The sequence below is a fragment of the Maribacter cobaltidurans genome (assembly GCF_002269385.1).
Taxonomy (GTDB): Bacteria; Bacteroidota; Bacteroidia; order Flavobacteriales; family Flavobacteriaceae; genus Maribacter; species Maribacter cobaltidurans.
The window spans coordinates 4,214,339-4,231,289 of the sequence record NZ_CP022957.1; the positions used below are offsets into that span (position 1 = coordinate 4,214,339).

At 39.3% G+C, this 16,951-nt stretch carries 19 protein-coding genes; 16 read left to right on the forward strand and 3 right to left on the reverse strand.

Features of this window, described 5'->3' with window-relative positions; genetic code table 11:
* The first annotated feature begins 45 nt into the window (after positions 1-45).
* The 15 genes from sucD to hisIE all read left to right on the forward strand — a co-directional run bounded on the left by sucD (position 46) and on the right by hisIE (position 13,750).
* Positions 46-918, forward strand: a complete 873-nt coding sequence (gene sucD, locus CJ263_RS18965; RefSeq protein ID WP_094998705.1) for a succinate--CoA ligase subunit alpha — start codon at positions 46-48, stop codon at positions 916-918.
* Positions 919-1,023: 105 nt separating this feature from the next.
* On the forward strand, positions 1,024-1,773 hold the full coding sequence (gene fabG / locus CJ263_RS18970; protein ID WP_094998706.1) for a 3-oxoacyl-[acyl-carrier-protein] reductase: 750 nt from the start codon (positions 1,024-1,026) through the stop codon (positions 1,771-1,773).
* 60 nt (positions 1,774-1,833) lie between these two features.
* Positions 1,834-3,858 carry a hypothetical protein gene (locus CJ263_RS18975; protein ID WP_094998707.1) on the forward strand — a complete coding sequence of 675 codons (2,025 nt, stop codon included), beginning with the start codon at positions 1,834-1,836 and terminating at the stop codon, positions 3,856-3,858.
* Positions 3,859-3,869: 11 nt separating this feature from the next.
* Complete coding sequence (locus CJ263_RS18980; RefSeq protein WP_094998708.1) at positions 3,870-4,685, forward strand: prohibitin family protein; 816 nt, start codon at positions 3,870-3,872, stop codon at positions 4,683-4,685.
* Positions 4,686-4,918: 233 nt separating this feature from the next.
* Positions 4,919-5,776 (forward strand): ATP phosphoribosyltransferase, encoded by an 858-nt coding sequence (gene hisG, locus CJ263_RS18985; RefSeq protein ID WP_094998709.1) that lies wholly within the window; start codon positions 4,919-4,921, stop codon positions 5,774-5,776.
* An 81-nt stretch (positions 5,777-5,857) separates the two neighbouring features.
* A complete protein-coding gene (hisD, locus tag CJ263_RS18990) occupies positions 5,858-7,171 on the forward strand; it encodes a histidinol dehydrogenase (RefSeq protein ID WP_094998710.1) in 1,314 nt (437 codons plus the stop codon).
* Position 7,172: 1 nt separating this feature from the next.
* Positions 7,173-8,219 (forward strand): histidinol-phosphate transaminase, encoded by a 1,047-nt coding sequence (gene hisC, locus CJ263_RS18995; RefSeq protein WP_094998711.1) that lies wholly within the window; start codon positions 7,173-7,175, stop codon positions 8,217-8,219.
* Positions 8,216-9,397, forward strand: coding sequence for a bifunctional histidinol-phosphatase/imidazoleglycerol-phosphate dehydratase HisB (gene hisB, locus CJ263_RS19000; RefSeq protein WP_094998712.1), 1,182 nt, complete (start codon positions 8,216-8,218; stop codon positions 9,395-9,397). Before hisC ends, hisB begins: the two co-directional genes overlap by 4 nt.
* On the forward strand, positions 9,394-9,975 hold the full coding sequence (gene hisH / locus CJ263_RS19005; RefSeq protein WP_094998713.1) for an imidazole glycerol phosphate synthase subunit HisH: 582 nt from the start codon (positions 9,394-9,396) through the stop codon (positions 9,973-9,975). Before hisB ends, hisH begins: the two co-directional genes overlap by 4 nt.
* Positions 9,976-9,977: 2 nt before the next feature.
* The gene (locus CJ263_RS19010) at positions 9,978-10,397 is read left to right on the forward strand and encodes a GNAT family N-acetyltransferase (RefSeq protein WP_094998714.1); all 420 of its coding nucleotides are present in this window, start codon (positions 9,978-9,980) and stop codon (positions 10,395-10,397) included.
* A 2-nt stretch (positions 10,398-10,399) separates the two neighbouring features.
* Positions 10,400-11,137, forward strand: coding sequence for a 1-(5-phosphoribosyl)-5-[(5-phosphoribosylamino)methylideneamino]imidazole-4-carboxamide isomerase (gene hisA, locus CJ263_RS19015; RefSeq protein ID WP_094998715.1), 738 nt, complete (start codon positions 10,400-10,402; stop codon positions 11,135-11,137).
* Complete coding sequence (locus CJ263_RS19020) at positions 11,130-11,645, forward strand: DinB family protein (protein ID WP_094998716.1); 516 nt, start codon at positions 11,130-11,132, stop codon at positions 11,643-11,645. The genes hisA and CJ263_RS19020 overlap by 8 nt, the downstream gene beginning before the upstream one ends.
* A gap of 24 nt (positions 11,646-11,669) precedes the next feature.
* A complete protein-coding gene (hisF, locus tag CJ263_RS19025) occupies positions 11,670-12,425 on the forward strand; it encodes an imidazole glycerol phosphate synthase subunit HisF (RefSeq protein WP_094998717.1) in 756 nt (251 codons plus the stop codon).
* 20 nt (positions 12,426-12,445) lie between these two features.
* Entirely contained in the window at positions 12,446-13,141 is a 696-nt protein-coding gene (locus tag CJ263_RS19030; protein ID WP_094998718.1) for an aspartate/glutamate racemase family protein, read from the forward strand.
* Between the two features lie 9 nt (positions 13,142-13,150).
* Positions 13,151-13,750, forward strand: a complete 600-nt coding sequence (hisIE, locus tag CJ263_RS19035; protein WP_094998719.1) for a bifunctional phosphoribosyl-AMP cyclohydrolase/phosphoribosyl-ATP diphosphatase HisIE — start codon at positions 13,151-13,153, stop codon at positions 13,748-13,750.
* Positions 13,751-13,765: 15 nt separating this feature from the next.
* Here the strand turns inward: hisIE and CJ263_RS19040 are convergent, their stop codons facing one another.
* Positions 13,766-14,494 carry a 3-keto-disaccharide hydrolase gene (locus CJ263_RS19040; protein WP_094998720.1) on the reverse strand — a complete coding sequence of 243 codons (729 nt, stop codon included), beginning with the start codon at positions 14,492-14,494 and terminating at the stop codon, positions 13,766-13,768.
* A 38-nt stretch (positions 14,495-14,532) separates the two neighbouring features.
* Entirely contained in the window at positions 14,533-15,078 is a 546-nt protein-coding gene (locus CJ263_RS19045; RefSeq protein ID WP_094998721.1) for a pyridoxamine 5'-phosphate oxidase family protein, read from the reverse strand.
* A 292-nt stretch (positions 15,079-15,370) separates the two neighbouring features.
* Between CJ263_RS19045 and CJ263_RS19050 the strand changes: the two genes are divergently transcribed.
* The gene (locus CJ263_RS19050; RefSeq protein ID WP_094998722.1) at positions 15,371-15,967 is read left to right on the forward strand and encodes an MCP four helix bundle domain-containing protein; all 597 of its coding nucleotides are present in this window, start codon (positions 15,371-15,373) and stop codon (positions 15,965-15,967) included.
* 226 nt (positions 15,968-16,193) lie between these two features.
* On the opposite strand, the gene CJ263_RS19055 is transcribed toward CJ263_RS19050, so the two are convergent.
* A complete protein-coding gene (locus CJ263_RS19055) occupies positions 16,194-16,847 on the reverse strand; it encodes an ankyrin repeat domain-containing protein (RefSeq protein ID WP_158657199.1) in 654 nt (217 codons plus the stop codon).
* Positions 16,848-16,951: the final 104 nt, after the last annotated feature.

Genomic DNA, 16,951 nt, shown 5'->3' on the forward strand with positions numbered 1-16,951 from the left:
ATGGACAAACATATATTTTTGTAAAAATAAAAACCAAACAGCAGTATGAGCGTTTTAGTAAATAAGGATTCCAAAATAATTGTACAAGGATTTACAGGAAGTGAGGGTACTTTTCATGCCCAACAAATGATTGAATATGGCACGAATATCGTCGGAGGAGTTACCCCGGGAAAAGGAGGTCAGGAACATTTGGGAAAACCTGTTTTCAACACCGTTAGTGAAGCTGTTGAAAAGGTTGGTGCCGATACTACGATTATTTTTGTTCCGCCAGCATTTGCAGCCGACGCTATTATGGAAGCTGCCAATGCAGGAATTAAAGTCATCATTACCATTACAGAGGGCATCCCTGTTGCCGACATGGTAATCGCGGCCAATTATATAAAAGGAAAGGATTGTAGACTAATAGGACCTAACTGTCCTGGTGTTATTACCCCAGGCGAGGCCAAAGTGGGTATCATGCCTGGTTTCGTATTTAAGAAAGGTAATATTGGAATCGTTTCTAAGTCCGGTACGCTTACCTATGAGGCTGCTGATCAAGTGGTAAGACAAGGTTTGGGTATTACAACGGCCATAGGTATTGGAGGTGACCCAATTATTGGAACAACGACCAAGGAAGCTGTAGAACTTCTGATTAATGACCCTGAAACGGAATGTGTGGTAATGATCGGTGAAATTGGTGGTCAGTTAGAGGCGGATGCCGCAAAATGGTATAAGGAAAGTGGTAGCAAAAAGCCGATTGTTGGTTTTATAGCCGGTGAAACTGCCCCTGCAGGTAGAACTATGGGACATGCAGGAGCCATTGTTGGAGGTAGCGATGATACCGCTCAGGCCAAAAAGAAAATTATGAGGGAACATGGAATCCATGTAGTTGATTCTCCAGCTGAAATCGGGGTCAAAGTAAAGGAGGTAATGTCTTAATACATTCCTAAAATCTATATTAAATCCCGTTAGTACGGGATTTTTTTTCGCCTATATATTAAACAAAACTTATATTTGATAAACGTCGTTACAAATAAGAATTAAATGAAACTGTTAGAGGGAAAAAATGTTATCATTACAGGTGCTAGCCGAGGTATAGGAAAGGGCATCGCTAAAGTGTTTGCAGAAAATGGGGCCAATGTAGCCTTTACCTATAGTTCAAGTGAGGGCCCTGCCTTGGAATTGGAAAAGGAGCTGAGTGCCCTGGGTGTAAAGGCAAAGGCGTATAAAAGCAACGCGGCAAGCTATGCCGAGGCCGAAACGCTCGTAACGGAGGTGTTGAAGGATTTTGACGGTGTAATCGATGTGTTGATCAATAACGCAGGTATTACCAAGGACAATTTATTGATGCGCATGTCCGAGGACGATTTTGACACGGTAATGGACATCAACTTGAAGTCTGTTTTTAATATGACCAAAGCCACACAGCGTACATTCCTAAAACAACGGAAAGGCTCTATTATCAATATGAGCAGTGTGGTAGGGGTAAAAGGAAATGCAGGACAGACCAACTATGCAGCTTCCAAGGCTGGTATGATTGGGTTTACTAAATCAGTAGCGTTGGAATTGGGCTCGAGAAATATACGTTGTAATGCTATTGCCCCGGGTTTCATAGAAACGGAAATGACCGAGAAGCTGGATGAAAAAACCGTTCAAGGTTGGAGGGATGGAATACCCTTGAAGCGGGGAGGAACCACAGAGGACATAGCAAATGCATGCCTTTTCTTCGCCTCGGATTTATCGGCTTATGTTACCGGGCAAGTACTTAATGTGGACGGTGGCATGTTAACATAGCCCATACTTTCCGTCCAAGGTTTCCCTTGGAATTACCGTTGTAAATACCTTGATAGATTCATGCAAACTGAAACAGTACTACTTATTTTATTGGCTACTATCGTGGCCATATCTGTAGCACTGTTTCACTATTTTTTCAAGAATAAAAATCGGGGTAAACTTTACATAACACTCGCCTTTCTTAGGTTTTTAGGAGTTTTTGGTATTTTATTGCTCTTGATCAATCCCAAATTTTCAAAAACTACCTATACTGTTGAGAAATCGGTTTTGACCCTGTTGACGGACAATTCTACTTCCGTAAAGAATAGTGAAGAGGACATTAAATCTGTTCTGTCCTCTTTGGATAATGCTGATGAACTCAAAAATCGGTTTATAATCAATCACTATGCCTTCGGTGAAGACCTCGAACCTACGGATAGTTTATCCTTTACTGACAAACTCACCAATATATACAAACCACTTTCAAGTTTAAACGAAGCATACCGCAGAAAGCAAAGTACCGTGCTTCTCATTTCGGATGGAAACCAAAATGTAGGAAGGGATTATGCGTATATCACGGACACAAGCAAACCGGTTTATACCTTAACTGTGGGGGATACTACGGCGTACGAAGATGTGAGCATCGGTCCAATAAACACGAATACCTATGCCTTTCTAAACAATAAGTTTCCCTTGGAAACCTATGTAAGATATCAGGGAAGTGGTGAAATATCCACTAAAGTAACTATAAGGGTAGGGAATCAAACCGTCTTTTCAGAGCAAATACGTTTATCGGAATCCAATAATCTAAAAAGTATAGAAACATTAATAGACGCTAATACTGTTGGGCTGAAAAAATTGGTGGTAAGTGCTGAACAAATTCCATCGGAAAAAAATACCGTTAACAACACAAGGGAAACTACGGTTGAAGTTATTGATGAAAAGACTAATGTTGGGATTGTTTCTGAGGTTCTTCATCCTGATTTAGGAGCTTTTAAAAAGGCGATTGAAAGTAACGAACAACGAAAGGTCTATTTTTTGAAACCGAATTCACCCAAGGAAAAGTGGGATGATACGTATATTTTTATTCTGTATGAGCCTACAAGAAATTTCAGTTCCCTATTTGATTATATTAAGAATAATAAATCCAGCCATTTGATTGTAACCGGGGTAAATACCGACTTCAATTTTTTAAATAAGGCACAGGACAATTTTAACATTGAACAGGGTTATCCGGCCCAAGAGGTATTTGGTCAATTGAACCCAGGCTTTTCAAATTTCGACATTTCCGATTTTGAAATAAGCGGTTTTCCTCCTTTGACCAGTGACGCCGGTCCCATAACGTTTCAATCCGCATATGATGTTTTGTTGGATACTGAAATTAAAGGGGTAAACATCAATTCTCCTATGCTGAGCATTATGGATGGAAATTCTTGGAGAAAAGGGATTTGGCTAGGTACGGATATATGGAGATGGAGAGCACAAACTTATCGAGATACAGGTGATTTTTCCAATTTTGATACGTTTTTGGGAAAACTGGTAAGATACCTATCAGGAAATTCAAAAAGGGACAGGCTTAACCTGGAATACAACAATTTGTTTGAAGGTAGTAATGCCGCAATAATAACGGCTACTTATTTTGACCAAGCGTATTTGTTCGATCCAAATGCAACACTGAATATCACCATAACCAATAAGGATAATGCTAATTCATCCAAGAGATCAATGGCTATTATGAACGGGTATTATCAAGCGGATTTAAGTGACCTTTCCCCTGGGGATTACGAATTCAGCATCAATGTGGAAGGGGAGAATATTTCCAAAAATGGGAGGTTTGTAATTTCTGACTTTGACTTGGAGAAGCAATTTGTTTCAAGTGATTATAAGAAAATGGCGGCACTTGCCAATAGCACCGGAGGATCCTCTTTTTTTCCCTCACAGATAAATCAGTTAATAGAAGAACTGGCTACCAAGGATACCTTTGTTCCTAGGCAGAAAAGCGTCGAAAATGTCGTATCTTTGGTAGACTACAGGATACTCTTGGCTATTATCGTTTTAGCTTTCACGTTGGAGTGGTTCCTTAGAAAATATAACGGACTAATTTAAACAGAACAATAATGGACAGATTGCCAAAAATTGCCTTACCGGCAATATTTATCTTTATAGTGTTAGTTATCTTAATATCCAAATCGGCCGTGACCATAGGTTCGGGAGAAGCGGGAGTACTCTACAAAACTTTTGGTAACGGGGTCGTAACGGACCAACCACCCATGGGTGAAGGATTTCACCTAGTTGCTCCATGGAACAAGGTTTTTGTATACGAAGTAAGGCAACAAGAGGTGTTCGAAAAAATGAACGTGCTCTCTAGCAATGGTTTGGATATCAAGCTGGATGCATCCGCTTGGTTTCAACCCAAATACGACGACTTGGGCAAATTACATCAGGAAAAGGGAGAAGATTATGTTCAACGTGTTTTATTGCCTACCATACGATCTGCTGCAAGATCTGTAGTTGGCCGTTATACCCCAGAACAGCTTTATTCAAGTAAAAGGGATGCCATTCAAATGGAAATATTTGAAGAAACCAAAAAAATCGTAAATGATGAATACATTCAATTAAACGAAATCTTGGTACGTGATGTAACCTTGCCTCCCACTATAAAGGACGCCATAGAACGTAAATTAAAGCAGGAACAAGAGTCCTTGGAATATGAGTTTCGATTGATTACCGCAGAAAAAGAAGCAGAAAAAGTTAGGATTGAAGCACAGGGTAAGGCAGATGCGAATAGGATATTGAGTGCCTCATTGAACGATCAAATTTTAAGGGATAAGGGTATAGATGCTACGCTTCGTATGTCAGAATCCCCAAATGCCAAGGTAATCGTAATAGGTGGGGGAGAATCCGGTCTACCTCTGATTCTAGGAAATAACTAATTTATATAAATTGTTATTTTTCAAAAATATTCTTTTAAACAAGAAAATTAAATTTTACTTTTACGTCGTAATGAGAAAAAACAATAATACACATCATCATTTTTATACTTGCTCTCAAGCGAGGTAAAAATGTATTGTAGTATTACAAACATATTTTAAAACCCGTTTGAGCAATCAAACGGGTTTTGTTTTTGGCTCTGATAGTATTTGCCAACTAAAATTAAAAATCAATAATGACAAAGATTAGGATTGCTATTCAAAAATCGGGAAGACTCAATGAAGACTCTCTTCAGATTCTAAAGGACTGTGGTATTTCCATTGACAATGGAAAAGATCAGCTAAAAGCCTCTAGCCGGAACTTCCCCATGGAGGTGTTTTACCTGAGGAACGGGGATATTCCCCAGTATTTAAGGGACGGTGTGGTGGATGTTGCCATCATTGGTGAAAATGTATTGATAGAAAAGGGAGCCGACATTTCCATTGCGGAAAAACTTGGTTTTTCAAAATGCAAGGTGTCCTTGGCGGTACCTAAGTCGGTCAAGTATAAATCCGTTCAGGATTTTGAAGGAAAACGCATTGCTACGTCCTACCCCAATACCGTTACCAACTATTTGAAAGAGAAAGGGGTAAATGCAGAGCTTCATATCATTAATGGTTCTGTAGAGATTGCACCAAATATTGGATTGGCGGATGCCATTTGTGATATTGTTTCCAGTGGCAGCACCTTGTTCAAGAACAATTTAAAGGAGGTAGAAGTGATGTTGACCAGTGAGGCGGTATTGGCCGTTTCCCCAAAAATAACGGAGGAGCGCAAAGCTATACTTAAAAGATTACAGTTTAGGATACAATCCGTATTAAGGGCCAGGAAATCAAAATATGTGCTTTTGAATGCCCCTAACGAGAAATTACAGGAAATACTAAAGTTATTGCCCGGGATGCGCAGTCCTACGGTATTGCCCCTAGCTGAGGAAGGCTGGAGCTCGGTTCATACGGTAATAGATAAGGATACCTTTTGGGAGGTAATCGATGAATTGAAGAAGGTTGGTGCTGAAGGTATTTTGGTTTGTCCTATTGAGAAAATGGTTTTATAAAGGCTATTGGCTGTTAGCATTTTGCTATGAGCTTTAAATTATTACTAATTATATGCCAAGGGCTAATTGCTATTTAAAAAAATGAACAAGATTTATAACCCTAGTAGAGAATCGTGGTCCACTATACTTAAACGACCTACGCAGACCGTATCCGATATTGAGGATATTGTTGATACTGTTTTTACCGAAGTAAAAAAAGGAGGGGATTCCATTTTGAAAACGTATACGGAGAAGTTTGATGGAGTTTCTTTGGACGCCCTTAGGGTGACCAAAGAAGAAGTAAATCAGGCGAGCCTGTATGTTCTGGAAGAATTGAAAAAAGCCATTCAATTGGCCAAAAGGAATATTGAGGAATTCCACAAGGCTCAAAAAACAGAAAGAGTTTTCGTAACTACTGCACCTGGGGTAGATTGTTGGCAAGAAAAACGACCTATTCAAAAGGTGGGTCTTTACATCCCTGGAGGTACTGCGCCCTTGTTTTCTACGATTCTCATGTTGGCCATCCCGGCCAAATTGGCCGGATGCAAGGAAATTGTTCTATGCACGCCACCAAACAAAGAAGGCAAAGTGAATCCCGCTATCTTATATACAGCAGCACTTTGCGGGGTTACGAAAATTTTTAAAGTAGGGGGCATCCAAGCCATTGCGGGAATGACTTTTGGAACGGAGTCGGTTCCACAAGTGTATAAGATTTTTGGTCCGGGCAACCAATATGTAACGGTTGCGAAGCAAATAGCGACCAAATATGGCGTGGCCATAGATATGCCAGCAGGTCCTAGTGAACTTTTGGTTTTTGCAGATGATTCCGCAAATCCGGTTTTTGTAGCCTCTGATTTATTGAGCCAAGCCGAACACGGTGTGGATAGCCAGGTTATTTTAGTCTCAACTTCAAAGGAACTATTGGATAAAGTGGAAGTTGAAGTAGAAATTCAATTGGAGGATTTACCAAGAAAGGAAATTGCGAAAAAAGCGATAGAAAATAGCAAACTCATCTATGTAAATGATAAAAAATATGCCGTTGATTTGATCAATGAATACGGACCCGAACATTATATTATTTGTGCTGAAGATGAGGACTTTTTTATCGAAAATGTGGAGAATGCCGGGTCGGTATTTATTGGGAATTACACTCCGGAAAGTGCTGGCGACTATGCTTCCGGAACCAACCATACCTTGCCCACTAATGGATACGCAAAACAATACAGTGGGGTGAATCTTGATAGTTTTATGAAAAGTATGACGTTTCAGAAAATAACCCCAGATGGTATCCAAAATATTGGTAAAGCGATAGAATTAATGGCGGAAGCCGAAGGGTTGCAGGCGCATAAAAATGCGGTAACCTTACGATTGAATGAAATAACTAAAGCCATTTCGAGCGAAGTCGGGAAATCATAATATGAAGGTGTTCGATTTAAATAATTTGATTCGTCAAAACGTAAAAGGTCTAAAGCCCTATTCCTCTGCTCGGGACGAGTATGTATCGGATGGTTCGGAAATGATTTTTTTGGACGCCAATGAAAACCCCTTTCAGAATGGTGTCAATCGATATCCCGATCCGCAACAAAGAGGTTTAAAGTCCGTCTTGGCCCAACAGAAAGGTGTTCGGCAGGAAAATATACTCTTGGGAAACGGTAGCGACGAAGTACTGGATATCCTTTACAGGGCCTTTTGTGAACCAAAAGTGGACAATATCATTACCTTACCACCAACATATGGTATGTATAAGGTTTTAGCGGATATCAACGTAGTTGAAAATAGGGAAGTATTATTAATGGATGACTTTCAGCCAGATGTTGAATCTATTTTGAAAAACGTAGATTCACATACCAAATTGGTATTTCTTTGCTCTCCCAACAACCCAACAGGAAATAGCTTTCAGGTTTCCAAAATTGAAAATTTGTTGTCATCTTTCAATGGTCTGGTAGTTATTGATGAGGCTTATATTGATTTTTCTTCCGAGGAAAGTTGGGTTGCCAAATTATCCGAATACCCAAATTTGGTGATAACGCAAACCTTGTCCAAGGCCTATGGGATGGCGGGAATCCGCTTGGGTATATGCCTTGCGTCGGAAGAAATCATTGCTGTCTTAAATAAAATTAAACCACCTTATAATGTGAACGAACTTACCCAACAGCGCGCTATGGAAAGGGTGTTGAATCGGGAGGAAATTAACAAAGAAGTCGAAAACATCCTTAAAGAAAGAAGGGTATTAGAACAAACGTTGAAAACCATTCAATTTGTTGAACAAGTATATCCAACCGATGCCAATTTTATTCTTGCGAGAGTGGATGATGCGTCGCTCAGATATGAACAATTGTTGGAGAAAGGGATTGTCATTAGAAATAGAACTACCCAGCCCCTTTGTGAAAACAAATTGAGATTTACGGTTGGGACGCATAGGGAAAATGAATTTTTGATAAAGGCCTTAAAAGAATTACCATGAAAATAGAAAATGCAAAAAATAGTTCCCCCATTGGGGGCGGAGGGGGCCGAAAAGTCCTATTTGTAGATAGGGACGGCACCATCATTAAGGAAACTGCGGACGAGCAGATTGATGCTTTTGAAAAAATGATTTTCTATCCAAAGGCATTTACTTTTTTGGGTAAAATCGCCAAGGAACTGGATTATGAACTCGTCATGATTACCAATCAGGATGGCTTGGGGACGGACTCTTTCCCGGAAGATACCTTTTGGCCGGTTCATAATTTCATTTTAAAATCGTTCGAAAACGAAGGTGTTGTTTTTGATAAGGTCTTTTTGGATAGAACCTTTCCACATGAGAATGCAGATACCAGAAAACCCGGTACTGGACTCCTTACGGAATATTTCTCCAACGAATACGACCTTGAAAATTCCTTTGTTATTGGCGACCGACTAACGGACATTGAATTGGCAAAGAATTTAGGTTCCAAAGGTATTTTTATTAATGACCAGACGAATTTGGGGACCAATGAGATTACGGTAAAACGGGAAGCATTGGATGATATCATCGCCTTGGAAAGCAACGACTGGGAAAAAATCTATGAGTTTTTAAAACTGAAGGATAGAACGGCGACTACCCACCGAAAAACCAACGAAACGGATATCCTTATCGAGTTGAATTTAGATGGAACAGGAAAAAGCGATATCAAAACCGGGTTAGCGTTTTTCGACCATATGCTGGACCAATTGGCGCGTCATGGACAAATGGACCTGAAAATTAAGGTAGACGGGGACTTGGAAGTAGACGAACACCATACCATTGAGGATACCGGTATTGCCTTAGGGGAAGTCTTTTATAACGCCTTGGGCAATAAATTGGGTATCGAACGATACGGATTTTGTTTACCGATGGATGATTGTTTGGCACAGGTAGCTATCGACTTTGGAGGTAGAAATTGGTTAGTTTGGGATGCCGAATTTAAACGCGAAAAAATAGGGGATATGCCTACGGAGATGTTCCATCATTTTTTCAAATCCTTTTCGGATGGGGCCAAAGCCAATCTTAATATTAAAGCAGAGGGTACAAACGAGCATCATAAGATTGAAGCAATTTTCAAGGCCTTTGCCAAAAGCATTAAAATGGCGGTAAAACGGGATGTAGAAAAAATGGTGCTACCATCTACGAAGGGCGTGTTATGAAAATTGTTATAATAAATTATGGAGCTGGTAATATTCAAAGCATCAAGTTTGCCATAAAAAGGTTGGGGTACGATGCTGTTCTAAGCAATGATGCCGACGAAATATGCCAAGCCGACAAAGTTATTTTTCCTGGGGTAGGCGAGGCCAGCAGCGCCATGAAAAAACTGAGGGAAAGCCAATTGGACCAATTGATTCCGAATCTTACCCAGCCGGTTTTGGGTATCTGTTTGGGAATGCAGTTGATGTGCAACGGTTCAGAAGAGGGTAATACAAATGGCCTAGGTATTTTTGATGTTGATGTTGTACGATTTTCCAAAAAATTTAAGGTGCCTCAGATAGGATGGAATCAGATTTCAGACCTCAAATCACCATTGTTTAAAGGGGTAAAGGAAAATAGCCATATTTATTTGGTACACAGTTATTATGCTCCCGTTTGTAAACAGACCATAGCCACTTCTTCATACGATATGGATTACAGTGCCGCTTTGCAGAGCAACAATTTTTATGGTACGCAATTTCACCCAGAGAAGAGCAGCGATGTAGGGGAACAGATTTTACGGAATTTCTTAAACATGTAGTCATGGCAGATTATTTTATTTCAGAGGATAAAACATTACTGGATATTGAAGCAATCCAAGAGTTCATTGCCAAAACATATTGGGGCGATGGTAGAACCTTGATGGACGTGAGAAAAACCGTAGAAAATTCATTTTGTTTTGGAATGTATACACACGAAAAAAAGCAGATAGGTTTTGCCAGGGTGGTGACAGACTATATTTATTTTGGATACTTTATGGATGTAATAATTCTTGAAGAATATCAAGGACGGGGGTATGGTAAAGTTTTAATCGGACATATGCTTGAACATCCATTAATCAAAAACTTAAAGACAGTTGCACTTAAAACAAAGGATGCCCACTCTTTATATGAAAAATTTGGTTTTAACAAGATTGGGAATTCTAAATTGTGGATGTCAATCGATAGGCAAAAATTACTTTAAAAATGAGAATTATTCCGGCTATTGATATCATTGAAGGGAAGTGTGTACGGCTTTCCAAAGGAGATTATGATACCAAGAAAATCTATAATGAAAATCCGCTTGAGGTCGCAAAGGAGTTTGAGGCCCATGGTATACAATACTTGCATTTGGTAGATTTGGATGGTGCAAAATCCAAGCATATCGTAAACCATAAAGTTTTGGAACAAATTGCATCACGGACGACATTAAAAATTGATTTTGGAGGCGGTTTAAAAACCGATAAGGATTTGCAAATCGCCTTTGAAAGTGGCGCAAACCAGATTACCGGTGGAAGCATTGCGGTAAAGAATAGAGAGATTTTTCTAGGCTGGTTAGATGAACATGGGGCGGAAAGGATAATTCTTGGGGCCGATGCGATGGAAGAAAAAGTGGCCGTTTCCGGATGGCAGGAAGAATCGACCGAAGACCTCATTCCTTTTATTCAGGAATATCAAAAAAAAGGTATTCGCTATGTAATCTGTACCGATATTTCCAAGGATGGAATGCTACAAGGACCCTCGTTTCAATTGTATGAAAAAATACTTAAGGAAACATCATCTGAAAACCCCATAAAGCTAATCGCTTCAGGTGGAATCTCAACTTTTGACGAGCTTCCAAAACTGGCGGAACTAGGTTGTGAGGGTGCCATAATTGGCAAAGCTATTTATGAAAACCGAATTACGTTAAAACAATTGGAAGATTTTATACTGAAACATGGATAAGGAATCACAACTAATAGAGGAGTTGGTCAAAAATGCCCTGTACCGGATGGACGAAAGTACACGGATGATCAAAAAAAGTCTTGAAAACTTAACCGATAACGAGATTTGGCAAAAACCAAATGATTCCCTCAACAGTATCGGGAACCTTATCCTTCACCTATGTGGAAATATGACCCAATACATTATTTCTTCTTTGGGCGAAATGGAAGATAAGCGAAATAGAGATGCCGAGTTTCAAACCAAAGATGGGCTTACCAAGGATGAATCGATTAAAAAACTTGAGAATACAGTGGATGATGCCAAAAGAGTCATTTTTGACGCAAAGCCGGAGCAACTGGTTAAGATTCGTTCCGTCCAAGGCTTTTCCTTTTCCGGGGTAGGGGTCATTATGCATGCAGTGGAACATTTTTCCTACCACACAGGCCAAATCGCTTTTTGGGTAAAACTTTTAAGGGATAAGGATCTTGGTTTTTATGATGGATTGGATTTGAATACTAAAAATAAATAACGTCACGCTGAACAATCGATAAGAATGCTTGCAAAAAGAATAATACCCTGTTTGGACATCAAGGATGGCAGAACTGTAAAGGGCGTCAATTTTGTAGATTTAAGAGATGCGGGTGATCCCGTGGAATTAGCAGAAATCTATAGTCGGGAAGGTGCCGATGAGTTGGTTTTTTTGGATATTTCGGCAACGGAACAAAAAAGGAAAACCTTGGCGGATTTGGTGTATCACGTAGCTGAAAAGGTGAGTATTCCATTTACGGTAGGTGGTGGTATATCCTCGGTTGAAGATGTGGATATTTTACTTCAGAATGGAGCGGACAAGGTGTCCATAAATTCCTCTGCAGTTAAGAATCCCCAATTGATCAACGATTTGGTCGCCAAATTCGGTTCGCAATGCATTGTTGTGGCAATCGATGCTAAACAGATAAATGGAGAGTGGATTGTGCACCTGGTGGGTGGAAAAGTGCCCACGGAACGTAAGTTGTTTGAATGGGCAAAGGAAGTGGAAGAACGTGGCGCCGGTGAAATTTTGTTTACCTCCATGGATCACGATGGGACCAAGAATGGATTTGCCGATGAAGCCCTTTCAAAATTATCTAGGGAATTGAACATCCCAATTATAGCCTCCGGAGGTGCGGGAAATATTCAGCATTTTACCGATACTTTTAACCTGGGACTGGCCGATGCAGCCTTGGCCGCCAGTGTTTTTCATTTTAAGGAAATTAAAATCAGGGATTTAAAGGAGGAATTAAAAAAAGAAGGAATCCCCGTTAGAATTTAGAATCAAGCAAAAAGGAATCGATGAAAAAAATTGGACTTATTGGTGGTATCACGTGGCAATCGACACAATTATATTATCAGTATTTAAATGAAGCTGCGAATAAAGCTCTTGGCGAGTCACATTCCTGTAAGTTAATACTGGAGTCGGTGGATTTTCAAGAAATTTCAGAGAAGCAAAGTAATGGAGATTGGGAATCTCTAAATACCGATTTTGCCGAAATTGGAAAGAGATTGGAAAATGCTGGAGCGGAGGTTATTCTAATCGGTGCCAATACCATGCATCTTTGTGCGGATAGCATAAAAGAAAATACGGGAATACCCCTGTTACATATTGCCGAAGCCACAGGGGAGGCCATTATTGACCAAGGATTGGACAAAGTTCTCTTGTTGGGCACCAAATACACTATGGGGCTTGATTTTTATAAGGATATTCTAAAGAATCAATTTGGAATAACGACTATGGTTCCCAGTGAAGCGGACCAAGAGTTGGTTCACAGCATTATTTATACGGAACTTGCAAAAGGAATTATCATGCCCAATTCCAGAAAGGAGTACCAAGCCATTATAGGTAAAGCGGAAGAACTGGGGGCACAAGGGGTAATTTTAGGCTGTACGGAAATCCCGCTATTGATACAGCAGGAACATAGCAATATTCCTACCTTTGATACTACACAAATACATGCAAATGCGGCCGTGAAATTTGCACTGGCCAAATAGAACTATCACATGAAAGTTGATTTTAAAAAGAATACGAACGGACTTGTTCCTGCCATCATCCAAGATGCCAGAACAAAAAATGTGCTCATGTTGGGCTATATGAACGAAGAAGCCTTGCAAAAGACTCAAGAAAGTGGAAAGGTTACGTTTTATAGCCGAACTAAGGAGCGTCTATGGACCAAAGGCGAGGAAAGCGGAAATTTTCTACACGTGGTGAGCATCAAGAATGATTGTGATAACGACACGCTTTTGATTTCTGTCGATCCGGTTGGACCTACCTGCCATACCGGAAGCGATACCTGTTGGAACGAGGAAAACACTTCTAGTTTCGGTTTCTTTTCAGAATTGGAAAATACGATTGCGCAACGCAGGAAAGCGGCCAAAGGAGATACCTCTTATGTGGCGTCCCTTTTTGAAAAGGGCATCAACAAAATTGCACAAAAAGTAGGGGAGGAGGCAGTTGAAACCGTTATAGAGGCCATGGACAATAAGGATGACCTGTTTCTTTACGAAAGTGCCGATTTACTTTTTCACTATTTGATTCTATTACAGGCGAAAGGATTTACCTTGAAGGATATTGAAGCCGAATTGATGAAGCGCAAGAAATAAGCAATTTAGAGTATTTTAAGGTTCAAGTCGCCTTACTCTAATATTCTTAAAATATACCCGCTGTCCATGATGTTGAAACATGATGTGCCCTTCCTTATCCGAATGAAACTCTGGATTTTCCTTGAACTTGCTTTGCCCCAGTAATTCCTTCATTTCCGGACTGTCCATAGTAAAATCAATCACTTTTTTTCCATTTAACCAATGCTCAACATGGCCATTATTATGAATAAGTTTGGCTGTATTAAAGTCTCCAATGGGTTTCAATTCTTTGTTTACGGGTTTGATTAAATCATACAGGGAACCAGCGGACCGCACAGCGAGGGTGTCATAAAAATTCTCGTCATCCAAGATCTGTAGTTCATAATTGTCCAACCAATTGGGACTGTTTCCGTTTCCAGATTCCATGGTCAAGTCTTCTTGCATATGAAAGAAAACTCCGGAATTGGCGGCAGTATCCACGGCCCACTCATACTCCAATTCAAAATCCTTAAAACGCTCTTTTGTAATCAAATCCCTATTGGTCGTATACGGATTGGCAATTAAAGCCTCATTTTCGACATACCAGATTTCTTGAGGAAATTCGTCCATTCCGTACCCTCTTAGGGCATTGGTCGATATTCCATCGAAAAGGACGATCCAATCATTCTGGGCTTGGGGCTCAGCTTTGGGCACGGATTTCTTTTTGTTGGAATCACAAGAACATACTAGGCCGAAAATTAGGACAATGCTTAATAGTTTTTTCATTTTTTTGTTGGTTGTTTTGGTGTTACAAATCTTATTATTTATTCTTTTAAAATCTTCGTTTCGAATCCGTCAATGCTTTGGGTGTTCTTGTTTTTCCAATATTCCCTAATTTTTTCCTCGCCCTGTTTTTCAGCCCAAAGGTTTAAGGTGGTGCGTTCCTCTTTGTAATCCATAAAAGGTACGGCAAAGCCACAAGATGTTTGAACTAAATCCACTTGCATTTCTATAATTTGTCTGGCTCCCGCATTCGGGGGAAATAAATGGGCGTATTTTTTAAATCCTTCATCACGCTTGTGAAAAATTTTTGCGTTTCCGTAAAGTCTTAATATCATGGGTTTTCCCTCAAAGGCACAGAACATAATGGTCATTCTATTGTTTTTGATAAGATGTGCCGCCGTTTCGTTACCGCTCCCGGTCAAGTTTAACCAAACTACTTTATTTTCATTGATAACCCTAAAACTATCGGTTCCTTTTGGGGATATATTCACTCGGCCATCAGAAGCGGCCGTCCCAACGAAGAATATATGCTGATTTTCAATAAACGACCTTTGTTCGGAACCTATTCCTGGTAACTTTTTCCCCATATGGATTTTCTAATTTCTTAACGACTGGAAATTTACTAATTTAATTGTTCTTTGATTTTAGACATAAACTACTTTTCTATAAGAAGTATTCGCCTGCTTTCACTACTATACTATGAAAATACTTTGAGTCCATATCACCTTAATTTACTATCTGTTTCTATTTGAAGAAGATAAATGTTACCTGTACTCAAATTGATCTAGTGATATTTAATTAATCCATAGGTTTAGTATAGGCCTATGTAATTGAAAATCCTTTTCGTATTTTTAAATAACAACTTTCAAATAATTTAATATGACAGTACTTGGCAAGATTAAGTGGGTTTTGGGAATACTAATGATTTTTGTATTGATCATTGCTACAAATCTCATCGACCGAAATAATTTCTTAAGGGTTAGGGATTCCGTTACCACCATTTATGAGGATCGCCTGGTAGTCAAGGATATTATTTTTGAAATTGCTCGATATATACAGGAAAAGGAACTTGCCATGGTACGGAAAGATTCCACTTATTATTCTGGTAGAGCTACGGGGATAGATGACAAGATTCAAAATTTGATTCTTCGCTATCAAGAAACCAAATTGACCAAAGAAGAGGCAAAGGTCTTTGATGATCTCAAAGAAAATCTAGTGGAATTGGAAGCTCAAGAAGCTAAATTTGTTGAATCCGGTAAGACACAAAAAGAACCACTCCAATCAAGTATTGATGATGTCAAAGAAAATCTTTACGACCTTTCACAAATTCAGTTGAGAGAAGGTAGCCGTCAAATGAATATTAGTAAAAAGGCCGTGGACACTGTAGAATTGTTCACCCAACTTGAAATCTATGTACTGATCTTTCTTGCCGTACTGGTTCAGATAATTATCATCTATAATCCAAAGAAAAATTAAGAAAGGTATTTGGTAATTGAGGTGTATTGTTTAACTGTCGTTTACGGGATAATTTTAGGACAGGTACAGGTTTGAACAATTACTGTTGGATTCAGTGTGCCTTGAGCAAAGTTAAAGGATAGTCAATCAACGTTCCGAGAATTTTTTTGAGTTGTGGATTTGGTTTCATTCCTTATTTTGTAGTAACCTAAATTTTATAATTTGTTAGAACGTTACCTGTTCGGTTCTATTTATTCAAAAGGTACTTCGTTATGTTCTCATGTCCCTCACGTTCGGCAATGATCAAGGCAGTATCGCCATTGTCCATTTTCATTGTAATTGATGCATTATTTTCAATAAGAAGTTTTACCAAGTCCAAATTTCCTCTATGCACTGCGGAATGTAAAGGGGTCACATTTTGCATTTGAACTGCATTTACATCCGCTCCGTTTTCAATGAATAGCTTACAAAGTTCATAGTTCTCTTTTGCCATAGCAGCATGCAATGCATTGACCTTTGATGGATTTGTAGCCGATAAATTTGGGTCGGCCCCTAATTCAACCAATGATTTTGCGATTTTGGTCTGATTGAAAAAAGCAGCTAAGGACAACGGTGTGAAACCATCATTGGAATGCGTATTTAACAAGTCAAAGCCAGGTTTATTCAAATAATCATTTACAATATCAGTCTTGCCACAAACAATAGCTTCGTAAAATGAAAATGATTTCCTTAACTCTATGGCTTGCTCAAAAGCTTTTTCAAGTCCACTGTAGGCAATCATCATCAGACCTGAACTACCATTTTCATCTTTAAGACTTAAGACATCAGAATTTTCTTTGATAAGGGATATGGCTTTGTCTTCTTCTTTATTTTTTATATGCGTTTTGAGTAATTCAAGCATCTCATTTGTTTTAAGTGTTAGACCGATTAGGGTGAATAAAAATAAGGATATTAACGTTTTCAAAATACTATCTTTTCTCCAAAAGAAAGGATAAAACCCTTGCC

Excerpts from the sequence above, each read along its gene's own strand:
- hisH (WP_094998713.1), top strand. The coding sequence starts at position 9,394 with ATGAAAATTGTTATAATAAATTATGGAGCTGGTAATATTCAAAGCATC.
- hisG (WP_094998709.1), top strand. The coding sequence starts at position 4,919 with ATGACAAAGATTAGGATTGCTATTCAAAAATCGGGAAGACTCAATGAA.
- CJ263_RS19020 (WP_094998716.1), top strand. The coding sequence starts at position 11,130 with ATGGATAAGGAATCACAACTAATAGAGGAGTTGGTCAAAAATGCCCTG.
- fabG (WP_094998706.1), top strand. The coding sequence starts at position 1,024 with ATGAAACTGTTAGAGGGAAAAAATGTTATCATTACAGGTGCTAGCCGA.
- CJ263_RS19040 (WP_094998720.1), bottom strand. The coding sequence starts at position 14,494 with ATGAAAAAACTATTAAGCATTGTCCTAATTTTCGGCCTAGTATGTTCT.
- hisB (WP_094998712.1), top strand. The coding sequence starts at position 8,216 with ATGAAAATAGAAAATGCAAAAAATAGTTCCCCCATTGGGGGCGGAGGG.
- CJ263_RS18980 (WP_094998708.1), top strand. The coding sequence starts at position 3,870 with ATGGACAGATTGCCAAAAATTGCCTTACCGGCAATATTTATCTTTATA.
- CJ263_RS19030 (WP_094998718.1), top strand. The coding sequence starts at position 12,446 with ATGAAAAAAATTGGACTTATTGGTGGTATCACGTGGCAATCGACACAA.
- hisC (WP_094998711.1), top strand. The coding sequence starts at position 7,173 with ATGAAGGTGTTCGATTTAAATAATTTGATTCGTCAAAACGTAAAAGGT.
- CJ263_RS18975 (WP_094998707.1), top strand. The coding sequence starts at position 1,834 with ATGCAAACTGAAACAGTACTACTTATTTTATTGGCTACTATCGTGGCC.
- hisD (WP_094998710.1), top strand. The coding sequence starts at position 5,858 with ATGAACAAGATTTATAACCCTAGTAGAGAATCGTGGTCCACTATACTT.
- CJ263_RS19055 (WP_158657199.1), bottom strand. The coding sequence starts at position 16,847 with ATGCTTGAATTACTCAAAACGCATATAAAAAATAAAGAAGAAGACAAA.
- CJ263_RS19010 (WP_094998714.1), top strand. The coding sequence starts at position 9,978 with ATGGCAGATTATTTTATTTCAGAGGATAAAACATTACTGGATATTGAA.
- hisIE (WP_094998719.1), top strand. The coding sequence starts at position 13,151 with ATGAAAGTTGATTTTAAAAAGAATACGAACGGACTTGTTCCTGCCATC.
- hisA (WP_094998715.1), top strand. The coding sequence starts at position 10,400 with ATGAGAATTATTCCGGCTATTGATATCATTGAAGGGAAGTGTGTACGG.
- hisF (WP_094998717.1), top strand. The coding sequence starts at position 11,670 with ATGCTTGCAAAAAGAATAATACCCTGTTTGGACATCAAGGATGGCAGA.
- sucD (WP_094998705.1), top strand. The coding sequence starts at position 46 with ATGAGCGTTTTAGTAAATAAGGATTCCAAAATAATTGTACAAGGATTT.
- CJ263_RS19050 (WP_094998722.1), top strand. The coding sequence starts at position 15,371 with ATGACAGTACTTGGCAAGATTAAGTGGGTTTTGGGAATACTAATGATT.
- CJ263_RS19045 (WP_094998721.1), bottom strand. The coding sequence starts at position 15,078 with ATGGGGAAAAAGTTACCAGGAATAGGTTCCGAACAAAGGTCGTTTATT.